Genomic DNA, 21,482 nt, shown 5'->3' on the forward strand with positions numbered 1-21,482 from the left:
GAACGATCACTGCGCCCAGGCTTTCCAGTCGGCTTCGTGGGCGGCGATCCAGGCGGCGGCGACGTCTTCCGGCGTCTTGCCGCCGAGATCGATCTCGCCGCTCATCTTGTTGAGCTCGTCGGTGTCGACCGTGTAGGCCTTCGCCACCTTGTAGGCGACCGGCCATTTGTCCTTCATGCCGGCCCAGGAGTACTTCCAGATCTCGCCATGCGGCTTGCCGCAATCATATTTGGCGTCGGGGTTGGTGCCCCATTTCGGGTCGTTGTAGCACTCGGGCGTGTATTCGGGGAATTCAACCCATTCGCCCTTGTATTTGGCCGGCGCCCAATGCGGCGAATAGATCCACAGCATGATCGGCGCTTTGCGCTGATAGGCCGAGTCCAACTCGGCGAACATCGCCGCGTCGGTGCCGGCATGGATGACGGTGAAGGGCAGTTTCAGCGCTTCGACGCGCTCGTCGTCAAAGCCTTCCCATGTTACCGGGCCGCCGAGATAGCGCCCCTTCGGTGCGGTCTCCGCCGTCGAGAAGGCTTCGGCGCATTTCGGATCCTTCAGCGCTTCCCAGTTAGGCAGGCCGGGGCACTTCTCCTTCATGTATTCGGGAAACCACCATTCTTCCTTGGCCTTGGGGCCGAGCTTGCCCAGCCGTTCGGTCTGGCCTGTCGCATCGGAGGCCTTCATGGCCTCGCCGGCGGTCGTGTCCCAGAATTCCATGCCGACATCGAGATCGCCATTGGTGAGGCCTGTGGTCAGGCTGGAGAGGTAGTCGGCGGTCGGATATTCGACGGTATAGCCGAGCTTTTCCAGGATGCCGCCGAGGATCTTGGCGTTGAGGTTGACGCTGGTCCAGTCGAACAGCGCGATCTTGATCGGATCGTTGGATTCCGGTGCGGCGGCTTGGGCGGAAGGTGTCAGCAGGCTTAATGTCGCGAGCGCGACGGCGCTCATCGAGAGTTTCGAGATCTGGCTGCGAAATGACATGCTTGTTCTCCTTCAAGCTGTGAAAATTATCGTTCGTTCCCTTCTTGCGGCTTTTCTTGATTGTGTTGGAAAGACTGGTCTTTGCGCAAGGCCGTCGGCGCCAAATTATTGCCCCGGCTTTGGCCAGCGCAGGCAAGATGGTGCTCAATTCTGGTGATGATGGAACAGGATCGGAGTGTCGGCGTCATGACTGCCGACGGATCGCTGAGGGAGCGGTCATCTGCGGATCGAATGCCAGTCCTGCGGCGCCCTGCAAGGTGCGAGCCATCAAGGTCGTATGATCTCGGCTACCCGCCTGGTAAGCCCCATCTCGCCAAGGCCGTTTCATAGGATGAAATTATATATACCAAGGTTCATGTCGCGCAACGACTAACGCTTCGCGAGACGACAAATTCAGACTGCAGGCGAAGCTGAGCTCTTACCAGCAGACGTAGCCGCCATCGACAATCAGGTCGAGGCCGGTGACGAAGCTCGCTGCGCGGCTGGCGAGGAACACCGTCGGCCCGACCATTTCCTCCGGCGCCGCCATGCGCCCCATCGGCGTGTCGCGCTTGAAGATCTTCACCTCTTCCGCCACCTCTGGCCGCTTGTTCATCGGCGTCAGCGTGTAACCGGGACTAACCACATTGACGCGCAGGCCGCGATCGGCCCACTCCATGGCGAAGCTCCTGGACATGTGGATGACGGCGGCCTTCGAAGAGTTGTAGTGCGCCTGCGTCAGGCCGCGGTTGACGATGGTGCCCGACATCGAGGCGATGTTGATGATCGAGCCCTTGCCTCGCGCCAGCATCTTGCGCGCTTCGGCCTGACAGGACAGGAACACGCCGGCGACATTGACGTCGTGAACCTTCTGCCACGTCTCCAGCGGCATCGTCTCGGCGGGCTCGGAGCCGGCAATGCCGGCATTGTTGACGGCGACGGTGAGCGCACCGAGTTCGCTCTCGACGCGATCGATCGCCGTCGCGAGATCGCTCTGCGATGTCACTGTACCGGTCAGCACCAGCGCTTTGCGGCCGAGCGCCGTGATCCGGTGCGCGGTTTCGTCCAGCCCACCCTTCGATGCATGGCCGAAACAGGCGACGTCGGCGCCTGCCTCGGCCAGTCCGATCGCGATTGCCTGGCCGATGCCGCTGCCGGCGCCGGTGACCAGCGCGACATCGCCGTTCAGTTTGAAAAGATCCATCGAGTGCCCTCCCTGGCCCAGGGAGGGTATGCGCTGAGCCGTGCTTCGATCAAGCGCCCGCGCGCAAATGGCTCAAGCGGCGTCGATACTCAGAAATAACCGCTCGACGCGGCCGTGGCTTCCTTCGGGATTTCGACGCCATCGACCAGGATCTTGTCGACCAGTTCGTGGTGGAAGCAGACCAGCCCCTTGATGCGCTCCGCCTCGTGCACCGGCTCGGGATAATACCAGACCAGGTTCTCGTGACGCTTGGCCTTGGTCGTCACGTGATAATAGTTGGAGATGCCCTTGTAAGGACAGCGCGAAATGTAGCGGCTGGGCGCGAACATATCGAGCCGCGTATCGGCGATCGGCAGATAGTGGCGCACCGGATGGCCGGTTTCGAACAGGAACACGCCGCGGCGTGAATCGGCGACCTGTTCGCCGTCGAGAATGACCTGCACGCGCCGCGACGACGGAAGGCAGTCGACCCGGCGGAACGGATCGCGGGCGTGGACGAAGATTTCTTCGTCCTCCTCGAACCAGTGGCCCATCTTGCTCCAGGTGAACGACATGTAGTCCGATATCGGCGGACAGCCCTTGATCGGATCGAGATAGCGCCAGGCCGCGTCCTCGACCAGCGTGATGCCGGTGTTGAGCGAGTAGTGGGTGGCTGTGCCCTTGAACGGGTCCTCTGTCGTCGTCTTGCTCGGCAGCAGGAATTCCTCGCGAACGTCGCCGATCGGGAAGTAGTAGACCGGCAGGTGATCGGATTCGTAGAACACCAAGGCATTGGTCGTATCGGCCACGGTCATCGATCCCACCTGCACACGCAGGCGCTTCTGCGTCGGCATGGTGAAGGCTATGTAGCCCGGCTCGAATTCATACTGCACAATGGTGTCGAGCAGCGGAAAATGCGGCCCACGGCCGCGCAGATGGGGCTTGCGAATGGTAGTCTCCCGTTTTGTTTCTTTTGTCATCGGGCGCTGGCGCACGATCAGCTCAACGACACGCGGTCGAGCAGCAGGCCGGCCGCGATCGGCGGAAGGCCGCTGACATTCTTGCGCACCGGCACCAGCAGATCGGGGAAATAGCTGAAGATGACAGGCGTCTCGTCGAGCAGCAATTTCTGGATGTCGGAGGCGGCGGCGCGCTGCGCGCCGACATCGAGCGCCTTGAGATAGCTGGCGACCATGCCATCATAGGCCGGGCTCTTGAAATGCGCCGCGTTCCAAGGGCCATCGCTGACCAACGGGCTCTTCAGGAACACGTTGGGCACGCTGCGATGCGCGTAGTCGGTGATGCCGAGCGGGCTGTCCAGCCAGTCCGACTGGCCGAACACCGCTTTGCCGTAATATTTGTCCTGGTCCTCGATGTTGAGCGAGATGCGCGCACCGATCTCCTTGGCGAAATTCTGGAACAATTGCGCATAGCCCGGAATGTCGGAATAGCGCAGCGTGGTCAGCGTGATGTCGAAGCCTTCGGCGAGACCCGCCGCCTCGAGCAACTGCTTGGCCTTGGCGATGTCCTGGACGCGTTGCGGCACCGACTTGTCGGTCGCCGGGAAGGCCGGCGCGAACGGGCTGTCATTGCCAGTCGCCGCCATGCCGCGGCACAAGCCGTCGACCAGCTTGGAGCGGTCGATGCACAGCGCCAGCGCCTGGCGCACGCGCTTGTCGGTGAAGGGGCCGGTATCGCAGCGCATGTGCAACTGGCGGTGCGCGGTCGAAGCGACACGCAACACGGTGATATCAGGACTGTTCAGCACGACCTGGCTGACATCGAGCGGAACAGCATCGAGAATGTCGACTTCGCCGGCCTGCAGGGCCAGGATGCGCGGCTGCACGTCGCCGTAGAACTTGAATTCGAGCCGGTCGGGCAGCGCCTTCTCGCCCCAATAGTCGGGATTGCGGATGAAGGTCGCGCCAACCTTTGGCGTGTAGGTCTCCAGCCGAAACGGCCCGGTGCCTTCGAACGTCTTTTCGTAATCGCCCTTGTAGCTCGCCGGCAGGATGACGGCGTTGTAATTGTCGATCGACGCCGAATAGGGAAAGCTGCCATTCGGCGCATCGAGGTGGAAGGCGACGGTGTGGTCGTCGACCTTCCGGGTGCCGCCCTTCGAAAGAAGGCCTTTGAACACCGAAAGCGCGTTGGAAGCGCCGTTGGGATCGGCCAGCCGGTCGAAGGTCGCGACGACGTCGTCGGCCTTGAAATCCTCGCCATTGTGGAATTTCACGCCCTTGCGCAGCTTGAAGGTCCACACGCTGCCATCCTCGTTCGGCGCCCAGCTCTCTGCCAGCACAGGCTTCAAAGTGAGGTCCGGCTGCGTGATGCAGAGAAACTCGGCGGTTTGGAAAACCAGTTGGTAGCTGCCGCTGTCATAGTAGGTGACGGGATCGATGGCGCCGCCCGGCGTCGCCACGCCGGCGCGCACCGTGCCGCCCGGCTTGCCCTCGGCGCGGGCCTGCTGTGTGCGGAGGCCGGCCGCCGCGACAAGGCTGCCCAGGAACGGCAAGGAAAGCCCAAGCACGCTGCCATGGCGCAGGAAGTCGCGGCGGTCCATCCTGCCGGCCAGCAATTCGTCGACAGCGGAATTTTCGATTGCAGTGAGTGTTCTGCGAGCGTTGTCGATCATCCGGAAATGCTTGGGCATGGCTGGATTCCTCGCTTGTCTGGGGTTCAGCCATCTAGTTCATTGTTGACTGCCGCCGGAAAGCGATATTTTTTGATAGGGACCATCGAAATTTTCGATGCAGGAGGTGGGCATGGACACTGAGAATCTGCGCAGCTTTCTCGAAGTCGCCACGCATGGCAGCTTCACCGTCGCGGCTGGCCGGCTCAACCTCGCCCAGTCCACCGTCAGCGCGCGGATCAGGGGGTTGGAGGAGCAGCTGGGGCGCCGGCTTTTCGTGCGCGACCGCGATGGCGTCACGCTGACGCCTGCCGGCCGGCAGTTCCTGCCGCACGCATCGTCCATCACCCGCACATGGGAGCAATCACGGCAGGATATCGCCGTTCCCGATGGCTACGAAACCTTGCTGCGGCTGACCGCGCCTGCCTATCTCTGGGACCGCATCACCTCGCCATGGGTCGAGTGGATGCGCGCCAGGCGGCCGAACGTGGCGCTGCGGCTTGAAGGCAGTTTCCCGGATCTGGCGATCGACCAACTGGCGGAAGGCCTGCTCGATATCTGCATCCTCTATCTGCCGCGGCCGCATCCCGGCATCGTCTACGAAACGCTGGCCGTCGATCAGGTCGTGCTGGTGCAGCACGCCGCTCAGACCAAGCCGTGGACCGAAAATTACATTCTGATGGACTGGGGACTGGAATTCCGCATCGAGCACGACCGCGCCTTTGCCGGCATGGTCAAGCCGGCCATTTCGGCCGGGCTGGTCTTCATCGGCCTCCAGCATGTCCAGTCGCAGCAAGCCGCCGCCTATCTGCCGCTCAGCGCCGTCAGCGGCCATATCGAGCGCGGCGAGATGCGGCGCATCGACAACACACCGGTGTTCCAGCGGCCGATCTACCTCGCCTATCCCTCGAACCCCGTGTCCTCGGATGTTCTGGATGTCGCGCTCACAGGTCTGCGCACGCTGGCCAGCGACTGGGCCGAAGGGCAGGGTTTTTCAGAAGGTGACCGTGCTCTCAGCATGGCCAGCCAGATCTGACTGGCCAAGCCACGCGAGCGACAGCGCTATGCCGGCTCGATTACGACCGCTCTCTGCAGCCTGGCCAGTTCGGCGTAAGGAATGTGGCAGCGGATGGAATGGCCGGCCTGGGCTTCGCTGAGTGGCGGCTCCTGCTGCTCGCAGATCGGGCCGATCTTGCGCGGGCAGCGCGTGTGGAACACGCAGCCCGACGGGGGGGTGGTGGCGCTGGGGATTTCGCCGTCGAGCCGAATGCGAGCCGTCTCCGTCCGGTCCAGTTTTGGAACCGCCGACAGCAGCGCCTCGGTATAAGGATGATGCGGCCCGGAGAAGACTTCCTCCGATGGCCCGAGCTCCATGATGCGGCCGAGATAGAGCACGGCGATCTTGTCGGAGAGGTAACGCACCACGGCTAGGTCGTGCGAGATGAAGATGTAGCTGACGTCTTCCTTCGACTGCAGGTCGGCGAGCAGGTTGAGGATCGCAGCCTGCACCGAGACGTCGAGCGCCGAGGTCGGCTCGTCGCACACGACGATGCGCGGGTCGCCGGCGAAGGCGCGCGCGATGGCGACGCGCTGCTTCAGGCCGCCGGAGAGCTGGCGCGGCTTGACGGCAAGATGCCGGTCGGTGAGCCGCACCGAGCGGACAAGGTCGTTGAGACGAGCCTCCAGCGCCTTGCCGGAGAGGCCGGCCAGCCGCTTCAGTGCCCGGCCGATCAGATGGCGAATCGAATGCGAGCGGTTGAGAGCCGAATCCGGGTTCTGGAAGACGATCTGCATCGCCTTGATCTGGTCGTCGCTGCGGTTCTCCAGTCGTGGCGCCAGCGCCTTGCCTTCCAGCTCGATGGTGCCGCCTTCATCGGGCGGCACCAGGCCGAGCAGCAGCCTGGCGAAGGTCGTCTTGCCGCTGCCGGATTCGCCGACCAGCCCGAGCGTCTCGCCGGGCCGCAAATCGAGCGAGACATCCTTGACGGCGCGCAGTGCATGGCCATGGCTGGCATAGGTCTTGTTCAGCCCGGCGACGCGCAGCACCGGTGCTGCCGCGGGCTTTGGGACAGGCGCCACATCGCTCGGCGTCGCGCGCGGCAGCGCCTGTGCCTTGTCGTGATGGAAGCAGCGCGACAGCCGGCCGCCCAGATCATAGAGCGGCGGCAATTCGCTGCGGCAGCGATCGTCGGCGAGCGCGCAGCGGTCGGCGAAGGCGCAGCCCTTGATGTCGGCCCCGATGCCCGGCAGGAAACCCGGAATGGTGTCGAGGCGCCCCTGATCCTTGCGTTGGCCGCCGCGCGGCAGGCAGCGCAGCAGCGCCACCGTGTAGGGGTGGCGCGGATCGTTGAACACGACCTCCGTTGGTCCTTCCTCGACCAGCATGCCGGCATAGAGCACGCCGACCCGGTCGCACATGTTGGAAACGACGGCGAGGTTGTGGCTGATGAACAGGATCGAAGCCGACAGTTCCTGCCTGAGCTGCGCGATCAGGTCGAGCACTTCGGCCTCCACCGTCGCATCGAGGCCGGTGGTCGGCTCGTCGAGGATCAGCATCGAGGGATCGTTGGCCAGCGCCATGGCGATCGCCACGCGCTGCTGCATGCCGCCGGAAAGCTGGTGCGGGTAGCGCTGCATGACGCTGACGGGGTCGGAGATGCGCACGCGGTTCAGCATCGCAATCGCCCGGTCGGTGGCCGCTTGTCCCGAAATGCCGCCGAGTTCAAAAATCTCGGTCAGCTGACGGCCGACGCGGATCGATGGGTTCAGCGCCTTGCCCGGGTCCTGATAGACCATGGAGACGCTTTCCGCGCGCGCCCGCCTGAGCGCCTCGGCGTCCAGCTTCATCACGTTTTGGCCATCGAGCGAGATGGCGCCGCCGGTGATCGAGCCGTTTCTCGGCAGATAGCGCACGACGGTGAGCGCCACGGTGGATTTGCCGCAGCCGGACTCGCCGACCAGCCCATAGGCTTCGCCCTGGCCGATGGTGAGGCTCAGGTTGCGCAGCACGGCGCGATTGCGCCCGGCGACGCGGTAGGCAACCGACAGATCGGTGAGTTCGAGTGCGTTTTCGGCCTTGGCGGAACTAGTCATTGAGCGCTCCGTGAACGCCGTCGGCCGCCAGGTTGACGCCGATCACCAGCGAGGCGATGGCGAGCGCGTCGAACAGCACCGTCCACCAGAAGCCGCCGCCGATCATGCCGTAATTGTTGGAGATCGACAGCCCCCAGTCGGGCGAGGGCGGCTGGATGCCAAAGCCCATGAAGGAGAGCGTGGCGACGGCGAAAATGGCATAGCCGAGCCGCACGGTGGTTTCGACCAGGATCGGCGGGATGACATTGGGCAGGATCTCGACGAACATCGTATGCAGCGCACTTTCATGCCGAAGCTGTGCGGCGGCGACATAGTCGAGCTCGCGCTCGGCCAGCACAGCGGAGCGCACGGTGCGCGCGATGATTGGCGCGAAGCTGAGACCGATGACGACGATGACCGTGGTTTTGGAGGTGCCGAGCGCGACGATGGCCAGCAGCGCGACGATGACCACCGGGATCGCCATGAAGGCTTCCAGGATGCGGCTGACGACATCGTCTACGAGGCCGCGAAAATAGCCGGTGACGAGGCCGAGCGCCGTGCCGGCCACGGTCGCCAGCAAGGTCGCCAGCGGGGCGACGGTCAGGATGTCGCGCGAACCGACGATAACGCGCGAGAAGACGTCGCGGCCGATCTGGTCGGTGCCGAACCAATGCTCGGAAGAGGGCGGCGCCAGCGCGTTGATGATGTCGTCGGCAAGTGGATCATAAGGTGCGAAATGCTCGCCGAACAGCGCGCAGGCAACCCAGAACAGCACAATGGCGAAACCGACAAGGAACGTTCGCGAGCGCAACAGCGAGAAGAGGACTTCCGCCAGCGGGCCGCGCCGGCGCGTGTCGTCTGGTGTCGGAGAGCTGGTTTGGACGGCGCTCATTGATCTGACCCCAGCCGGATGCGCGGATTGAGCACGGAATAGAGGAAGTCGGCGACAAGGGTGGCCACGGCATAGACGATGCCGATGGTGAGAATGCCGGATTCCAGCATCGGGAAATCCTTGCCGCGCGCGGCGGTGAAGATCAGCGACCCGATTCCCTGATAGCGAAACAGCGTTTCGATGACGACGAGGCCGCCGATGAGATAGCCGGTCTGTGTCGCGATGACGGTGATGGTCGGCAACAACGCATTGCGCAGCACATGCCGCCAGATCACCGTGCGCCAGGGCAGGCCCTTCAGCACGGCCGTTCGCGTGTAGTCGGAATCGAGCGCTTCGATCATGCCGGAACGCGCCATGCGGGCGATGTAGCCGAACAGCACCAGGAACAGCGGCAGCGAGGGCAGGATCAGGTAATAGAGCTGCGTGAAGAAGCCGGCGTCGCGCGGCCATGCGGCCGATATCGGCAGCCAGCGCAGCCAGACACCAAAGATCAGGATCAGGATGATGCCGGTGACGAATTCCGGCAGCACCGTCACCGACAGGCCGCCGAGACTGATGATGCGGTCGAGCGGGCGGTTGAGGTTGAGTGCGGCGACGACGCCGCCGAGGATGCCGATCGGCACCACCAGCACGAAGGCGACCGCCGCCAGCTTCATCGAATTGCCCAGCGCATCGATGACGAAAGGCGCGACCGGCGAGCGGAAGATGTAGGACGTACCCATGTCGCCCTGGACGAAGTTGGAGATCCAGCTCCAGTATTGCGTTAGCAGCGGGCGATCGACGCCGAGCGTGTGATTGAGCGCGTCGACCGCGCGCTGGTCGGCGAACGGGCCCAATATGGCGCGCCCGACATTGCCGGGCAGCACCTGGCCGCCCAGGAACACCATGATGCTGAGCAGGAACAGCGTGACGAGCGACAGCGAGACACGCCGGACAAGGAAGGAGAGAATGGCTAGGACTCCTTGTGGAGCAAGCCCCCATGCGGGAGCTGGCTGTTAGAGGATTGGCTTTCCCTTCTGAGCATGATCCCGAAAAGTGGGTACCGGTTTTCTCGGACAAACGGGAACCGTTTTGTCCGGAGATCATGCTCCAACAAGGAGTTAGCTCAGGCCTTCGATGCCTTGTCCAGGAACAGCTGCGACATGGCGGTCGGCTGTACGCCGGCCACGCCCTTCGCCGTCGCCGTCAGATAGTCGTAGAAATAGCCGAAGATGACAGGCGTTTCCTCGAGCAGCAGCTTCTGGATCTTGCCGGCGTCGGCCTTCTGCGCCTCGAGGTCGAGGGCTGCGATGTAGCTGGTCGCCAGCGCGTCATAGTCCTTGTTCTTGAAGTGCGCCGCGTTCCAGGTGCCTTCACTCTTCAGCGGCGCCGCGAGATAGACGTTCGGCACGCCGCGGTGGCCGTAATCGGTGATGCCCATCACCGAATCCAGCCAGTTCGATTTGCCGAACACCGCGTCTCCGTAATAGCCGCTCTGGTCGAGGATGTTGAGGTCGAGTTGGACACCGATCTCCTTGACCCAGTTTTGGATGAGCTGGGCGTATTCGGGGATTTCCAGGTAGCGTTCGGTGGTCAGGGTTATCTTGAAGCCCTGGCCAAGGCCGGCTGCTTCCATGAGCTGCTTGGCCTGGGCGATATCCTGCTTGCGTTGCGGCACGCTCGTATCGGTCGAAGGGTAGACGGCGGCGAACGGGCTGTCATTGCCCAGAGCGGAGCGTCCCTTCATCAGGCCGGCGGCCAGCTTGTCGCGATCGAGGCAGAGCGCAATGGCACGGCGCACGCGCGCATCCTTCAACGGGCCCTCGTCGCAGCGCATGTGCAGTTGCTGATGGGCCGACGACTTCAGGCTGATGATGTCGACGTTCGGGTCGTTGAGCAGAGCGACGCCGGCCAGCACCGGCATCTGGTTGATGATGTCTACCTGCCCACCCTGCAATGCCAGGATCTGTGGCTGCATATCGGTGAAGAAGGTGAATTCGGTGCGTTCCGGCAATGCCTTCGGACCCCAATAGTCCTCGTTGCGGACGAAGGAGGCGCCGACCTTTGCCGTGTATTTCTCTATTCTGAACGGCCCGGTGCCGTCGAAGCTCTTCTCGTAGTCGCCCTTGTAACTCGCCGGGATGATGACGGCGTTGTAGTTGTCGGACGACAGCATGTAGGGGAAGTTACCGTTCGGGGCGTCGAGGTGGAATTCCACCGTATAGTCGTCGACCTTTTTGGAAGCACCCTTCTGCAGGATGCCGGTGAACACCGACAGCGCATTGGACGAATTTGCCGGATCGGCAAGGCGGTCGATGCTGGCCACGACGTCCTCGGCCTTCATCTCGCCGCCGCTGTGGAATTTTACGCCCTTGCGCAGCTTGAAGGTCCACACCGTGCCATTGTCGTTCGGCTTCCAGCTCTCGGCCAGCGCCGGTTGCAGCACCAGGTCGGGGCCGTCGACACAAAGGAATTCCGCAACCTGCTGCATCACCAGCAGGCCGCCGGCGTCCGCAATGGTGACTGGGTCGATCGTTGCTGCCGGCACGCTGCTGGCGACACGGATGGTGGCGCCGGGTGCGCCTTGGGCACGCGCCAGCGACGGCATGCCGCCGAGGCCGGCGGCCATGCCGATACGGCCCAGCAGCGGCAGCGACAGGCCGAGCAGGCTGCCGTGACGGACGAAGTCGCGGCGGCTGACACGACCGTCGACAAGGCCGTCGATCAGGTGATTTTCAAGCGGCGTGCGATTGCGCCGGATCAGGTCGAGAATGCCAAAGTTCTTGCTCATGGGTTTTTACCCTTTCCCCTATTCTTATGGTTGACGAAATTTCGTGGATTGCTCCATTTTTCGGCCGCCAGAGAGGTCTGTCGACCGAAACTTTAGCATGCGGTTTTGTCCGGTCCATCCAGTCGTAACGTGGACGTGTCGGATTCCTGGCTGCACCGCTGCCGCCGTCTAGTTCAGCGGCAAACGGCGATAGGTTCCGGGCTTTGCCGGGTCATGATACTTGTTGCACGGTCCTTTCTCGGTAAAGTCTCTGTGACAGGCAGCGAGGTTCTCGCGCGACAAGGTGACGCCGAGACCGGGACCTTCCGGAACGCGCACGAAATTGTTCCTTGGCGAAAACGGCCCTTCCTCGGTGACATCCATCGGCAGCATGCGAAACAGCGACTGGTTCGGCTCCCTGATCCAACCAAGTGCCGCGCACAGGTGCAGATAGGCGGCACTGCCGATGCCGCTGTCGCCGCTGTAGCACCAGAAATCGATGCCGGCGTGCTCGCAGGCGCCGACGAAGCGCAGCAGGCGGCCGATGCCGCCATGCGTTGTCGGGTTGCCGACGAAAGCGTCCGGCACCTTGGTTTCCATGGCGCGCGCAATGTCGATGTTGTGGGTCGAGAACGGGATCGAGCAATGGCGCCGCAATTCGCGCATCTCCTCGATGGTCGCCACCGGATCCTCCCAGTTGCGCACGCCCAATTCTTCCAGCGGGCGCGCCAGCCGCCGCGCGGTGCTGAGCGAATAGGCCTGGTTGGAATCGATACGGATCATCGCATCGTCGCCGAGTTTCCGACGGATCAGTTCGACCATCCTGAGCGAGACTTTCGGGTCTTCGGTTGAGAACTTGCCTTCGAAGAAGGTCGTTCCATGCGTCTCGTGCAATTCGACGCAATAGTCGGCGACTTCCTCGGGCGTCGTCTCGCCCTTCACCTTTGGCCCGTCACCGCGCAGCGAAAAATAGTCGGTGAACGGGATGTCCTTGCGCACGGCGCCGCCGAGCAACTGGTAGAGCGGCTGGTTCCACGCCTTGCCGCGCAGGTCCCACAAAGCCATCTCGATGGCGCCGAAAGCCATGATGCGGGTACGGTCGTTGATCGACTGCACGCCGGTCCAAAAGGGCAGGCAGACATGTTCGGCGCCGGCGATGTCGAAGGCATCGCGCCCGACCAGCCTTGGCGCCAGGACATCGTTGATGATTGTGGCCGCCGCCGGCGTCGGCGCTTCGCCGAGGCCGACCAAGCCATCCTCCGTCTCGACTTCGACAATGGTCGGCGAAAATCCGTCGAGCTCGCCGAACACCCAGGCATAGGGCGCTTCGAGGCGCAAATTGATCGGCGTGGCTTTGATGCTGCGGATCTTCATCTCAGCGGCCGACCTCGAAGAAGGGCTTCCCGAGCAAATCGGGAACGACATCGATGCCGAGGCCCGGTCCGTCCGGAATGCCCATGCGGCTGCCGGTGACCGGCGGCATGTTCGACGCCGTGCGCACCGTCACCCATTCATGGAAGGCGATGGCATGCAGCCGGCGCTCTTCCGGCGTCGACAACGACAGATGCGCCATCGCCGCGGTGTCGATCTCGGCGCCGCCCGTGTCCTCGACCGTGATCATGAAGCCGAGGTCGACGGCAACGTCGCGGATCTGGCGCGTCTTCGTCACCCCGCCAAGGCGCGAGATCTTCAGGGTCAGCCCGTCGGCCGCACCCAGGCGATGAATTTCCAGCATCGCCTCGAGCGAGGTGACGGATTCGTCGAGCACCATCGGCTTGTCGAGCATGCGGCGCACCGACATGTTTTCATCGATCGTGGTGCAGGGCTGCTCGAACGTGTAGTCGATGCTGCGCGTCGCGTCGGCGAACTGGCGAGCCTGATAGGGCGTCCAGCCGGCATTGGCGTCGCAGAAGATGACCGTGCCTTTCGGCACTGAGGCGGCGACCGCGGTGACACGTTCGATGTCGTCATGCACATTGCCGCCGACCTTGACCTGTAGCCGGTGGAAGCCGTCCTTGACGATGCGCTTGGCCAGCGCGGCCATGGCGTCGACGCTGCCGTGCGTGACGACCTTGTAGAGTTCTGCGGTGTCGCTTTCCTTGCCGCCGAGCAGCGTGACCAGCGGCACGTCGGCGGCGCGCCCCGCCAGATCCCAGCAGGCCATGTCGAGCGCCGACTTGATGTAGGGATGACCCTTGAACACCGTGTCCATCAGCCGGCCGATGCTGGCTAGTCCGCGCGGATCATGGCCGATCAGATGCGGCGCGATCTCGACCACGCCGGCGCGAACGCCGGCCGGGAAGGCTGCCGAGTAAAAATTGCCGAGCGGCGCCATCTCGCCCCAGCCGGTGATGCCGCTGTCTGATGCAATGGACACGATCACCGCGTCGAAAGCGTCGGCCTCGCGCCCCTTCGACATGCGGTATGGCCCGTCCACGAAGGGCTGCACGACATGGTAGGCCTTGATGGTTTCGATCTGCACGTGTCTTGTCCGCTGTCTGTGATGGTGGGGAACGGGTCAGGCGCCCCTCGACGGGCGTTGTTCGAGGCCGCGCGCATAGGCAAGCAACTCCTCGAAATCGAGATCGATGTGCTCCCTGGCATGGCGCTGGGCTGCACGCATGTCCTTGCCCTTCAGCAACCGCACATAGGTTTCGTGAACGTCTTCGGCCGGCACCGGCTCATTGCGGGCATGCTGGTGGAGCGCAAAATACATCTGCAGCCGGCTGGTCAGCCGCTGCCAGGTTTCCAGCAGCACCGAATTGTCGGCCCATTCGTAGATCAGGCCATGCAGTTGCAGCGCGGTTTCGATTTGGCGTGTCGTGTCCAACGCACGGGTCGCCTGCTTCACGGCTTCGTGACGCCGGTCGAGCTCGTCGAAGAAGCGCTGGTCGCGCAGCGGCCACGCCCGCTCGATGGCCAGCTCGTCCATCACCTTGTTGAACGAATAGGCATCGTCGATGTCCTTGGCTGTGACCTCGATGACGAAGGTGCCGGCATAGGGGATGCTGGTCAGGATGCCTTCCTGGACCAGTTCGCGCATTGCCTCGCGCAACGGCGCGCGGCTGACCCGCATCTGTTCGGAAATCCGCAGCTCGTTGAGCTTCTGGCCGGGTGCGAGCTGCCCGGTCAGGATCGCGCGCCGCAACAGCGCGACGATCTCGGCGCGTCGCGTCGTGTCCGCAATCGGACTGAAATCCGCTTTCGCCATTCGGCCACTCCCAGGGAAATCGAAAGCAAGACAAGCAGATTGTCGACAATCTAACAAGAGGTCATCTTCGGATTCTTGGGGGCCGTTGGCATGTCGGCCTTTCGGTCTCAGGCGGCACGGCCGTAGAAGCCGACCCGCTCCTCGGGGCTGAACATCACGCCGGGCTTTTCATAGTAGGAAAACACCGCGATCATGCGCTCGCGCTCGCCTTCGACCGTGGTGACGCGATGCGCGGTGTTTTTGCCGCGGAAGACATTCAGCGTGCCGGGCTTCATGCGCAGGATCTTTGCATCGGGATCGCGCCCGTCCAGCAGCCTTGCGACGCCGTCATAGTTGGGATTGCCGTCAGATCGCAGATCGGTGCGGTATTCGAGGTCGCCGCCGTATTCCGCTGCCTGCAGCAGCAGCGTCGTCGTGAATTCGGAGCGATCGAAATGCCAGTTCAAAGCCTCGCCGGCGCGATAGGCCATGACATTGGTTCGCGCCAACGGATCCTGCATGACATGCAGCCTGGTCTTGCCCATCGTCGCCGCCAGGAAGCGCAGCAGCGGTTCGTATTCGTAGATGGCGAGCACGACGCTGGCCGGAATCTGGTCGGCACAGACGGTGTGGCTGATGGTCTCCACCTTGCGCAGCGCCGGATGGTCGGGTGCAAGCTCGGGGATGTCAGGCTTGAAGTAGATGTTGTGCATCCGCTTGTGCACATGCGAGCGCGCGGCCATCACCGGCTGGATTTCGCGCACGGCTTGTTCCGCCACGCCGGGGCGCAAAAACCCTTCCAGATTGAACATGCCGTCGGCTTCGAGCGCGGCGACGGATTGTTCGACAAGGCGCTGCCATTCAGCGCTGCCTTCGCGGTCTAGCGGATAGAGGTCGAGATCGAGGATGTCTTTCATCGTCATGGCTCCGAAGGTTGTGAGCTTATGAGACGGCAAAAAAATCTTTCTCTCAACGCCGAAAATAGTTAGGATTGGCCAAGAAAAACTTACGGAATCGATGTGGAACGGCTACCTCCGTTGAATGCGATCAAGGCTTTCGAGGTTGCGGCGCGTGCCGGCAGCTTCACTCTGGCCGCCTCTGAACTCGGTGTGTCCTCTGCAGCGGTCAGCCAGCAGATACGCAATCTTGAGAACTGGTTCGGCAAGCAATTGTTCGTGCGCAGCGGCAATCGCATCGCGCTCACCGACGCCGGCCACGCTATCTATCCGCAGACCGCGAAGGCTTTGGGAGACATCGCCGCTATAGGCCAGCGCATGCTGGAGGGCGGGATGCGGACGCGCCTGGTCGTCAGCGTGCCGTTCTCGCTGGCCGAACTGTGGCTGGCGCCGAGGCTGGCGGTACTTCTCGATGCCTTTCCGCAGATGGCGATCGACGTTCGGGTCGAGGACGATCCGGTCGACCTGATGCGCCAGAACATCGACCTGCGCATCAGCTATGGCGATTATCACTATCCCGGATTGAAACTCGTCCGTCTCGTCCATGACGACGTCCTGCCTGTCTGCGCACCGGAATTCTGGCACCGGCACGGCAATGGCGATACCAGTCTGGCGGATTTGCACGAGAGCCAGTTCATCCACACCAATTGGGGGCCGAACTATGCCTCGCACCCGACCTGGGCTGACTGGTTTGCGGCCTCCGGCGGCAGCCGCTCACCCGACCCGTCGCACGGGCGGCGCGTCGGCCTGTCCAGCCTTGCGATCGCCTCGGCAAGGCTGGGCCTGGGCATCGCGCTTGGCCAGCGGGTCATGGCGCGCGCCGATCTGGAGGCCGGTCGGCTGATTGCGCTCTCCTCCGTCTCCGTGCGCCTCGGGCATCCCTACTGTGCATTCATGCCGGTGGCCAAGGCCGACCGCGCCGATGTTGCCGGTCTGGTGGAACTGCTCAGTCGAGCGGCGCCCGCGACCTGTGGGAAGGTCGGGGCGCCGCGCTGAAGCCGGGTCCTGACGGGGGTGTTCAGGTGGCCGGCTTTTCCGGTATCGGCGATACAGGCGCTCCGGGTCCGATCTTCTGCAGATTGCCCGTGATCACCTGGTCGCCCTCGGCGACGCCGCTGAGGATGGCGACCTGACCGCCGCTCGTCGGTCCGAGCGAAACCAGCCGCTGGTCGACCGTGTTGTCCTTGCCGACGACATAGAGATATTTGCCGAGCTGGCTCGAGCCCAGCGCCGTCTGCGGCACCATCAGCGCGTCGGCCTGCTCTCTCACATGCAGCCGGACACGAACATATTGGCCGGGCAGCAGCGTGAACTTGCCGTTACCGATCGTTGCGCGCGCCGTGATCGTGCCGGTCGAGCGGTCGACCGAATTGTCGATGAAGGTAAGCTCGCCCTTCTGGCTGGCCTCGGTCTGGCCGGGGAGCAGCACCTCCACTTCGATCGGGCCGTTCGCGCGGGCTTGCTCGATCTCGGCCAGATCCGTCTCGCTCGGGTTGAAGGTGACGTAGATCGGATCGAGTTGCACCAGCGTGTTGAGCACGGTGCCGGCAACGCTGACCAGCGTTCCGACCGAAGCCTGGTTGCGGCCGAGACGCCCGCCAAACGGCGCCCGGATTTCAGCGTAGCTCAAATTGAGCTCTGCCGTGCGGACCGCCGCCTGATTGACCGCCAGCGACGCCTGTGCCTCGCGCAAGGTGCTGGTGCGCTGGTCGAAGCCGTCCTTGGCGAGGTAGCCGCTCTTGGCGAGCTCGGTGCCGCGACCGAGGTTGGAGCGGGCATAGTCGAGCGTCGCCGTATCGCGCTGCACTTGCGCCTTGGCCTGGTCGAGAGCCGCCTGGAAGTCGTCAGGCGAGATCTTGTAGAGAAGATCGCCTTGCCGGACGTCGACGCCGTCGGCTGCGGTCTGCTCCTGCAGATAGCCCGGAATCCTGGCCTGCAAGGTGATGCTGCGGATCGGTTCCGTCCGCGCGGCATAGTCCAGGTAGATCGGGATCGTCTTCTTGACGACACTGACCACCGGCACAGGCATGACGAATGCCGCCGGAGCAGGCGTCGCCGCGGCCGTGCCGGCATTGAGGCTGAGGTTGCCCATGTCGAGCAGGTGGACGCTGGCCACCGAGATCGCTCCCAGTGCGACGGCCGTTCCCAACGCGATCTTCCATTTACGCATGATCAGTCTCCAATCTTATTCGGCCGCTTCCGCCAGGGGGCGCAAGGCGGGCTTAGTCGTTGGTTCATTGTCTTGAGAGGCGGGCTCGTCATTGCCGCGGCGTTCGCGCAGCTGCTCGATGACCGCGTAGAACACCGGCACGAACACCAGCGACAGGATGGTCGCCGCGACCATGCCGCCGAACACGGTGGTGCCGATCGACTGCCGGCTTGCCGCACCGGCGCCGGTCGCAAACATCAGCGGCAGCACGCCGAGGATGAAGGCGAAGGCCGTCATCAGGATCGGCCGCAGCCTGAGCCGTGCCGCCTCCATCGCCGCGTCGACGATGCTGAGGCCTTCTTCGCGCCGTCGCCTTGCGAACTCGACGATCAGGATCGCGTTCTTGGCCGCCAGGCCGATCAGCATGACGAAGCCTATCTGCGAGTAGACGTCGATCTGCATGCCACGCAGCAACAAGGCCACGAAGGCGCCGAACAGGGCCAGTGGCACCGCCAACAGCACCATGAACGGCATCGCCCAGCTCTCATACTGCATCGCCAGGATCAGGAAGACGAAGACGATGGCGAGGCCGAAGACGACGGACGCGATCGATCCTGCCTTGAGCTCCTGGAAGGTGATGCCGGTCCATTCGAAACCGAAATCCCTTGGCAGCGCAATGGCGGCGGCCCGTTCCATCGCGGCAACCGCCTGGCCCGAGGAAAAGCCGGGTGCGGCACCGCCATTGATCGAGGCCGAGGCATTGTTGTTGTAATGCGGCACGGTCTCCGGGCCGACGAAGGGCACGAGTTTGCCCAGCGTCGAGAGCGGCACCATGCCGCCGGAGGCATTGCGCACATAGAGCCGCGAAATGTCGGCGGCACCCGCACGTGCATCCTTGTCGGCCTGGATGGTCACCCGGAAGGTGCGGCCGAACAGGTTGAAGTCGTTGACGTAGAGCGAGCCGAGATAGATCTGCAGCGTGTTGAAGACATCGGGCAGATTGAGGCCGAGCAGTTTGGCCTTGCTGCGGTCGAGGTCGTAGTTGAACTGCGGCGTCGAGGTCGAGAATGGCGAGAACAGCTGCTGCGGGTTGATTTCGGGCTGCTTGCGCGCCTCGGCGATCACGGCTTGCGTCGCATCGTTAAGGGCTGAACTGCCGCGGCCGGTCAGATCCTCGACGACGAATTCGAAGCCGCCTGTGGTGCCGATACCCGGGATAGAAGGCGGATCGAAGCTCAGCGCGAAAGCTTCCGGAATCTGCATCAGCTTGCCGCGCACATCGGCGACGAGCTTCGATGCACTCTGGTCGGGGCCGCGCTCCTCCCACGGCTTCAGGATGGCGAATTCGACCGCCGAATTCGACTGCGCCGCACTGGTCAGGAAATTCAGGCCGCTGATCGAGCCGACAATCTCGACGCCGGGCGTCGCTTGCAGGATGTCACGCGCCTTCTGCGCCACCGCGTCGGTGCGTTCCAGCGACGCGCCGTCGGGCAACTGGATGACGACGAAGAAATAGCCCTGGTCCTCGACCGGAAGGAAGGTCGAGGGCAGGCGCTGCCAGACGAAGTAGGTGGCGACCAGGCCGGCCGCGAACAGGCCGAGCATGATCCAGCGCAAGCGGATGAGAATGCGTACGCCATTGGCGTAGGCGTGCGACAGCCTGTCGAAGCCGGTGTTGAACCAGCGGAACGGGGCGAACTGCGTCTCGCCGCGATGGCGCAGGAAGGCCGCACTGAGCGCGGGACTGAGCGTCAATGAGTTGAAGGCGGAGATGCCGACGGAGATCGCCACGGTCAGCGCGAACTGGTTGTAGAGCTTGCCGGAGACGCCGGGAATGAAGGCGACCGGCACGAACACCGCCATCAGCACCGCGGTGGTGGCGATGATCGGTCCGGTGACCTCGCGCATTGCGGCCTTGGTCGCCGCAAGCGGCTTGAGTCCGGCCTCCAGCTGTCGTTCGACATTCTCGACCACGACGATGGCGTCGTCGACGACGAGGCCGATCGCCAGCACCATGCCGAGCAGGGAGAGCATGTTGAGCGAGAAGCCGAGCATCTCCATGACGACCAGCGTCGCCACCAGCGACACCGGAATGGCAATGGTCGGGATGATCGTCGTGCGCCAGCTTTGCAGGAAGAGGAACACCACGGCGACGACCAGCACCAGCGCTTCGCCGAGCGTGATCAGCACGTCATGCATCGACGCCGAGACGAAGCGCGTCGTGTCGTAGTGCATTGCATAGGACACGCCCTTCGGGAAGCGGCCCGACAGCTCCTGCATCTTGTCCTTGACGCGCTGCTGCAGATCGAGCGCGTTGGAGCCGGGCATCTGGTAGACGGCGAGCACCACGGTCGGGTCCTTGCCGAAGAAGGCCGACGACGAATATTGCAGTGCGCCGAGCTCGATGCGGGCGACGTCGCGCAGCCTGACCAGCGAGCCGGTGTCGGTGTTGGCGCGCACGACGATGTCGCCGAATTCCTTTGGATCGCTCAACCGGCCGACGGCGTTGACCTGCATCTCGAAGGCGGTGCCGGCGGGTGCCGGCGATTGGCCGATCTTGCCGGCCGCCACCTGGACATTCTGCTCGGCGATGGCGTTCTGCACATCGACCGCGGTGATGCCGAGATTGGCGAGCTTGTCGGGATCGAGCCAGACGCGCATCGAATAGCGCCGCTCGCCGAAGATCTGCACATCGCCGACGCCGGGCAGGCGCTTCAGCGGATCGACCACCTGCAGATAGGCAAGGTTGCTCAGCGCCACCGGATCGACCGAACTGTCGGGCGAAGTCAGGTTGACGATGAGGACGAAGTTCGGGTTCTGCTTCTTGATCGTCACGCCGGCCTGGTTGACGATCGCCGGCAGCGACGAGGCGGCCTGCGAGACGCGGTTCTGCACGTCGACGGCGGCGGTGCTCAGCGAATAGCCGACATCGAAGGTGATGGTGATGGTCGAGGAGCCGTCATTGGAGCTCGTCGACGACATGTAGGTCATGCCTTGCACGCCGTTGATCTGCTGCTCCAGCGGCGTCGTCACCGTATCGGCCACCACTTGCGCGCTGGCGCCTGGATAGTGGGCGCTGACCACGACCTGCGGCGGTGTGATGTCGGGAAACTGCGAGACGGGCAGCAGGAAATAACAAATCGACCCGGCGAGCACCATGATGATGGCGATCGCCGAGGCGAAGATCGGACGGTGGATGAAAAAGTTTACCACGAGACGCAAGCCTCCCCGGCTGCTCTTGCCCGCCCGAAGGCGCTGGCGACGCTGGACAGTCTTTGACCGCGCTTGTCACCGAGGTCGTCCCGCGAATGCAGCAACGGCACCTCGTTGCGCTGCGCATCGGCAAGCGAGCGCAGCATCGTCTCGAAGGCGCGCGGGTCGACGCCATCGGCTCTCATGACCAGCCGGATCATCGGATCCCGGACGGCTTCATCTATGGTAAGATCGCGGCGCTGTGGCATTGGCCGGCTCCTTGTCTGTCGATTCGCAGCACGTGCTCGCGAACCGTTTTCATCTTTTCACCGGCCGAGGCCGCATGATTGGCAGTTTCTTGTCCCTCTCGTCGGCAGGGCCAGTTCACGGCCTTGTTATTGACGGTGGACGAGATAGGTGTTACCAGTAAGTAACATTCTGGAAGTTACAGACCGGTAACACCCTAGTCAAGAGGTGGCCGAGGGTTTTTTGGAAACGAAAGGAGAT

Annotated in this window: 17 protein-coding genes; 2 read left to right on the plus strand and 15 right to left on the minus strand. The window is 63.4% G+C overall.

The genetic code is table 11. The features are described from left to right. Nucleotides 1-6: 6 nt before the first annotated feature. The 4 genes from AC0L3E_RS10815 to AC0L3E_RS10830 all read right to left on the minus strand — a co-directional run bounded on the left by AC0L3E_RS10815 (nt 7) and on the right by AC0L3E_RS10830 (nt 4,796). Nucleotides 7-981, minus strand: coding sequence for an ABC transporter substrate-binding protein (locus AC0L3E_RS10815; protein ID WP_127328478.1), 975 nt, complete (start codon nt 979-981; stop codon nt 7-9). A 418-nt stretch (nt 982-1,399) separates the two neighbouring features. Next, on the minus strand, nt 1,400-2,164 hold the full coding sequence (locus tag AC0L3E_RS10820; protein WP_127321480.1) for an SDR family oxidoreductase: 765 nt from the start codon (nt 2,162-2,164) through the stop codon (nt 1,400-1,402). A gap of 89 nt (nt 2,165-2,253) precedes the next feature. Further along, entirely contained in the window at nt 2,254-3,123 is an 870-nt protein-coding gene (locus AC0L3E_RS10825) for a DUF427 domain-containing protein (RefSeq protein WP_127321479.1), read from the minus strand. 17 nt (nt 3,124-3,140) lie between these two features. Then, nucleotides 3,141-4,796 carry an ABC transporter substrate-binding protein gene (locus tag AC0L3E_RS10830; RefSeq protein ID WP_473604774.1) on the minus strand — a complete coding sequence of 552 codons (1,656 nt, stop codon included), beginning with the start codon at nt 4,794-4,796 and terminating at the stop codon, nt 3,141-3,143. A 112-nt stretch (nt 4,797-4,908) separates the two neighbouring features. On the opposite strand from AC0L3E_RS10830, the gene AC0L3E_RS10835 reads away from it, so the two are divergent. Further along, nucleotides 4,909-5,811: a LysR family transcriptional regulator gene (locus AC0L3E_RS10835; RefSeq protein ID WP_473604775.1), complete on the plus strand. Its 903-nt coding sequence runs from the start codon at nt 4,909-4,911 to the stop codon at nt 5,809-5,811. A gap of 26 nt (nt 5,812-5,837) precedes the next feature. Here the strand turns inward: AC0L3E_RS10835 and AC0L3E_RS10840 are convergent, their stop codons facing one another. From AC0L3E_RS10840 to AC0L3E_RS10875, 8 genes are all read right to left on the minus strand, one after another. Then, entirely contained in the window at nt 5,838-7,868 is a 2,031-nt protein-coding gene (locus AC0L3E_RS10840) for a dipeptide ABC transporter ATP-binding protein (RefSeq protein ID WP_473604776.1), read from the minus strand. After that, entirely contained in the window at nt 7,861-8,739 is an 879-nt protein-coding gene (locus AC0L3E_RS10845; protein ID WP_473604777.1) for an ABC transporter permease, read from the minus strand. The genes AC0L3E_RS10840 and AC0L3E_RS10845 overlap by 8 nt, the downstream gene beginning before the upstream one ends. After that, nucleotides 8,736-9,689 carry an ABC transporter permease gene (locus AC0L3E_RS10850; protein WP_127270253.1) on the minus strand — a complete coding sequence of 318 codons (954 nt, stop codon included), beginning with the start codon at nt 9,687-9,689 and terminating at the stop codon, nt 8,736-8,738. The genes AC0L3E_RS10845 and AC0L3E_RS10850 overlap by 4 nt, the downstream gene beginning before the upstream one ends. A 155-nt stretch (nt 9,690-9,844) precedes the next feature. After that, nucleotides 9,845-11,509: an ABC transporter substrate-binding protein gene (locus tag AC0L3E_RS10855; RefSeq protein WP_473604778.1), complete on the minus strand. Its 1,665-nt coding sequence runs from the start codon at nt 11,507-11,509 to the stop codon at nt 9,845-9,847. Nucleotides 11,510-11,677: 168 nt separating this feature from the next. Then, the gene (locus tag AC0L3E_RS10860; protein ID WP_473604780.1) at nt 11,678-12,862 is read right to left on the minus strand and encodes a mandelate racemase/muconate lactonizing enzyme family protein; all 1,185 of its coding nucleotides are present in this window, start codon (nt 12,860-12,862) and stop codon (nt 11,678-11,680) included. A gap of 1 nt (nt 12,863) precedes the next feature. Continuing rightward, the gene (locus tag AC0L3E_RS10865; RefSeq protein WP_256745827.1) at nt 12,864-13,970 is read right to left on the minus strand and encodes a mandelate racemase/muconate lactonizing enzyme family protein; all 1,107 of its coding nucleotides are present in this window, start codon (nt 13,968-13,970) and stop codon (nt 12,864-12,866) included. 36 nt (nt 13,971-14,006) lie between these two features. Next, nucleotides 14,007-14,699 (minus strand): GntR family transcriptional regulator, encoded by a 693-nt coding sequence (locus AC0L3E_RS10870; RefSeq protein WP_023808713.1) that lies wholly within the window; start codon nt 14,697-14,699, stop codon nt 14,007-14,009. Nucleotides 14,700-14,806: 107 nt separating this feature from the next. Then, nucleotides 14,807-15,595, minus strand: a complete 789-nt coding sequence (locus AC0L3E_RS10875; protein WP_128308936.1) for a HalD/BesD family halogenase — start codon at nt 15,593-15,595, stop codon at nt 14,807-14,809. A 102-nt stretch (nt 15,596-15,697) separates the two neighbouring features. Here AC0L3E_RS10875 and AC0L3E_RS10880 point away from each other — a divergent pair, with 102 nt between their 5' ends. After that, nucleotides 15,698-16,630 (plus strand): LysR substrate-binding domain-containing protein, encoded by a 933-nt coding sequence (locus AC0L3E_RS10880; RefSeq protein WP_473604781.1) that lies wholly within the window; start codon nt 15,698-15,700, stop codon nt 16,628-16,630. A 22-nt stretch (nt 16,631-16,652) separates the two neighbouring features. Here AC0L3E_RS10880 and AC0L3E_RS10885 read toward each other — a convergent pair whose 3' ends face one another. Genes AC0L3E_RS10885 through AC0L3E_RS10895 form a run of 3 tightly spaced genes read right to left on the minus strand, consistent with a single transcriptional unit; the run spans nt 16,653 to nt 21,244 of the window. Continuing rightward, nucleotides 16,653-17,804 (minus strand): efflux RND transporter periplasmic adaptor subunit, encoded by a 1,152-nt coding sequence (locus tag AC0L3E_RS10885; RefSeq protein ID WP_127268585.1) that lies wholly within the window; start codon nt 17,802-17,804, stop codon nt 16,653-16,655. A gap of 15 nt (nt 17,805-17,819) precedes the next feature. Next, on the minus strand, nt 17,820-20,996 hold the full coding sequence (locus tag AC0L3E_RS10890) for an efflux RND transporter permease subunit (protein ID WP_473604782.1): 3,177 nt from the start codon (nt 20,994-20,996) through the stop codon (nt 17,820-17,822). Beyond that, nucleotides 20,990-21,244 (minus strand): hypothetical protein, encoded by a 255-nt coding sequence (locus AC0L3E_RS10895; RefSeq protein ID WP_127270242.1) that lies wholly within the window; start codon nt 21,242-21,244, stop codon nt 20,990-20,992. Before AC0L3E_RS10895 ends, AC0L3E_RS10890 begins: the two co-directional genes overlap by 7 nt. Nucleotides 21,245-21,482 lie beyond the last annotated feature (238 nt).

This window comes from Mesorhizobium sp. WSM4822, from assembly GCF_055811155.1.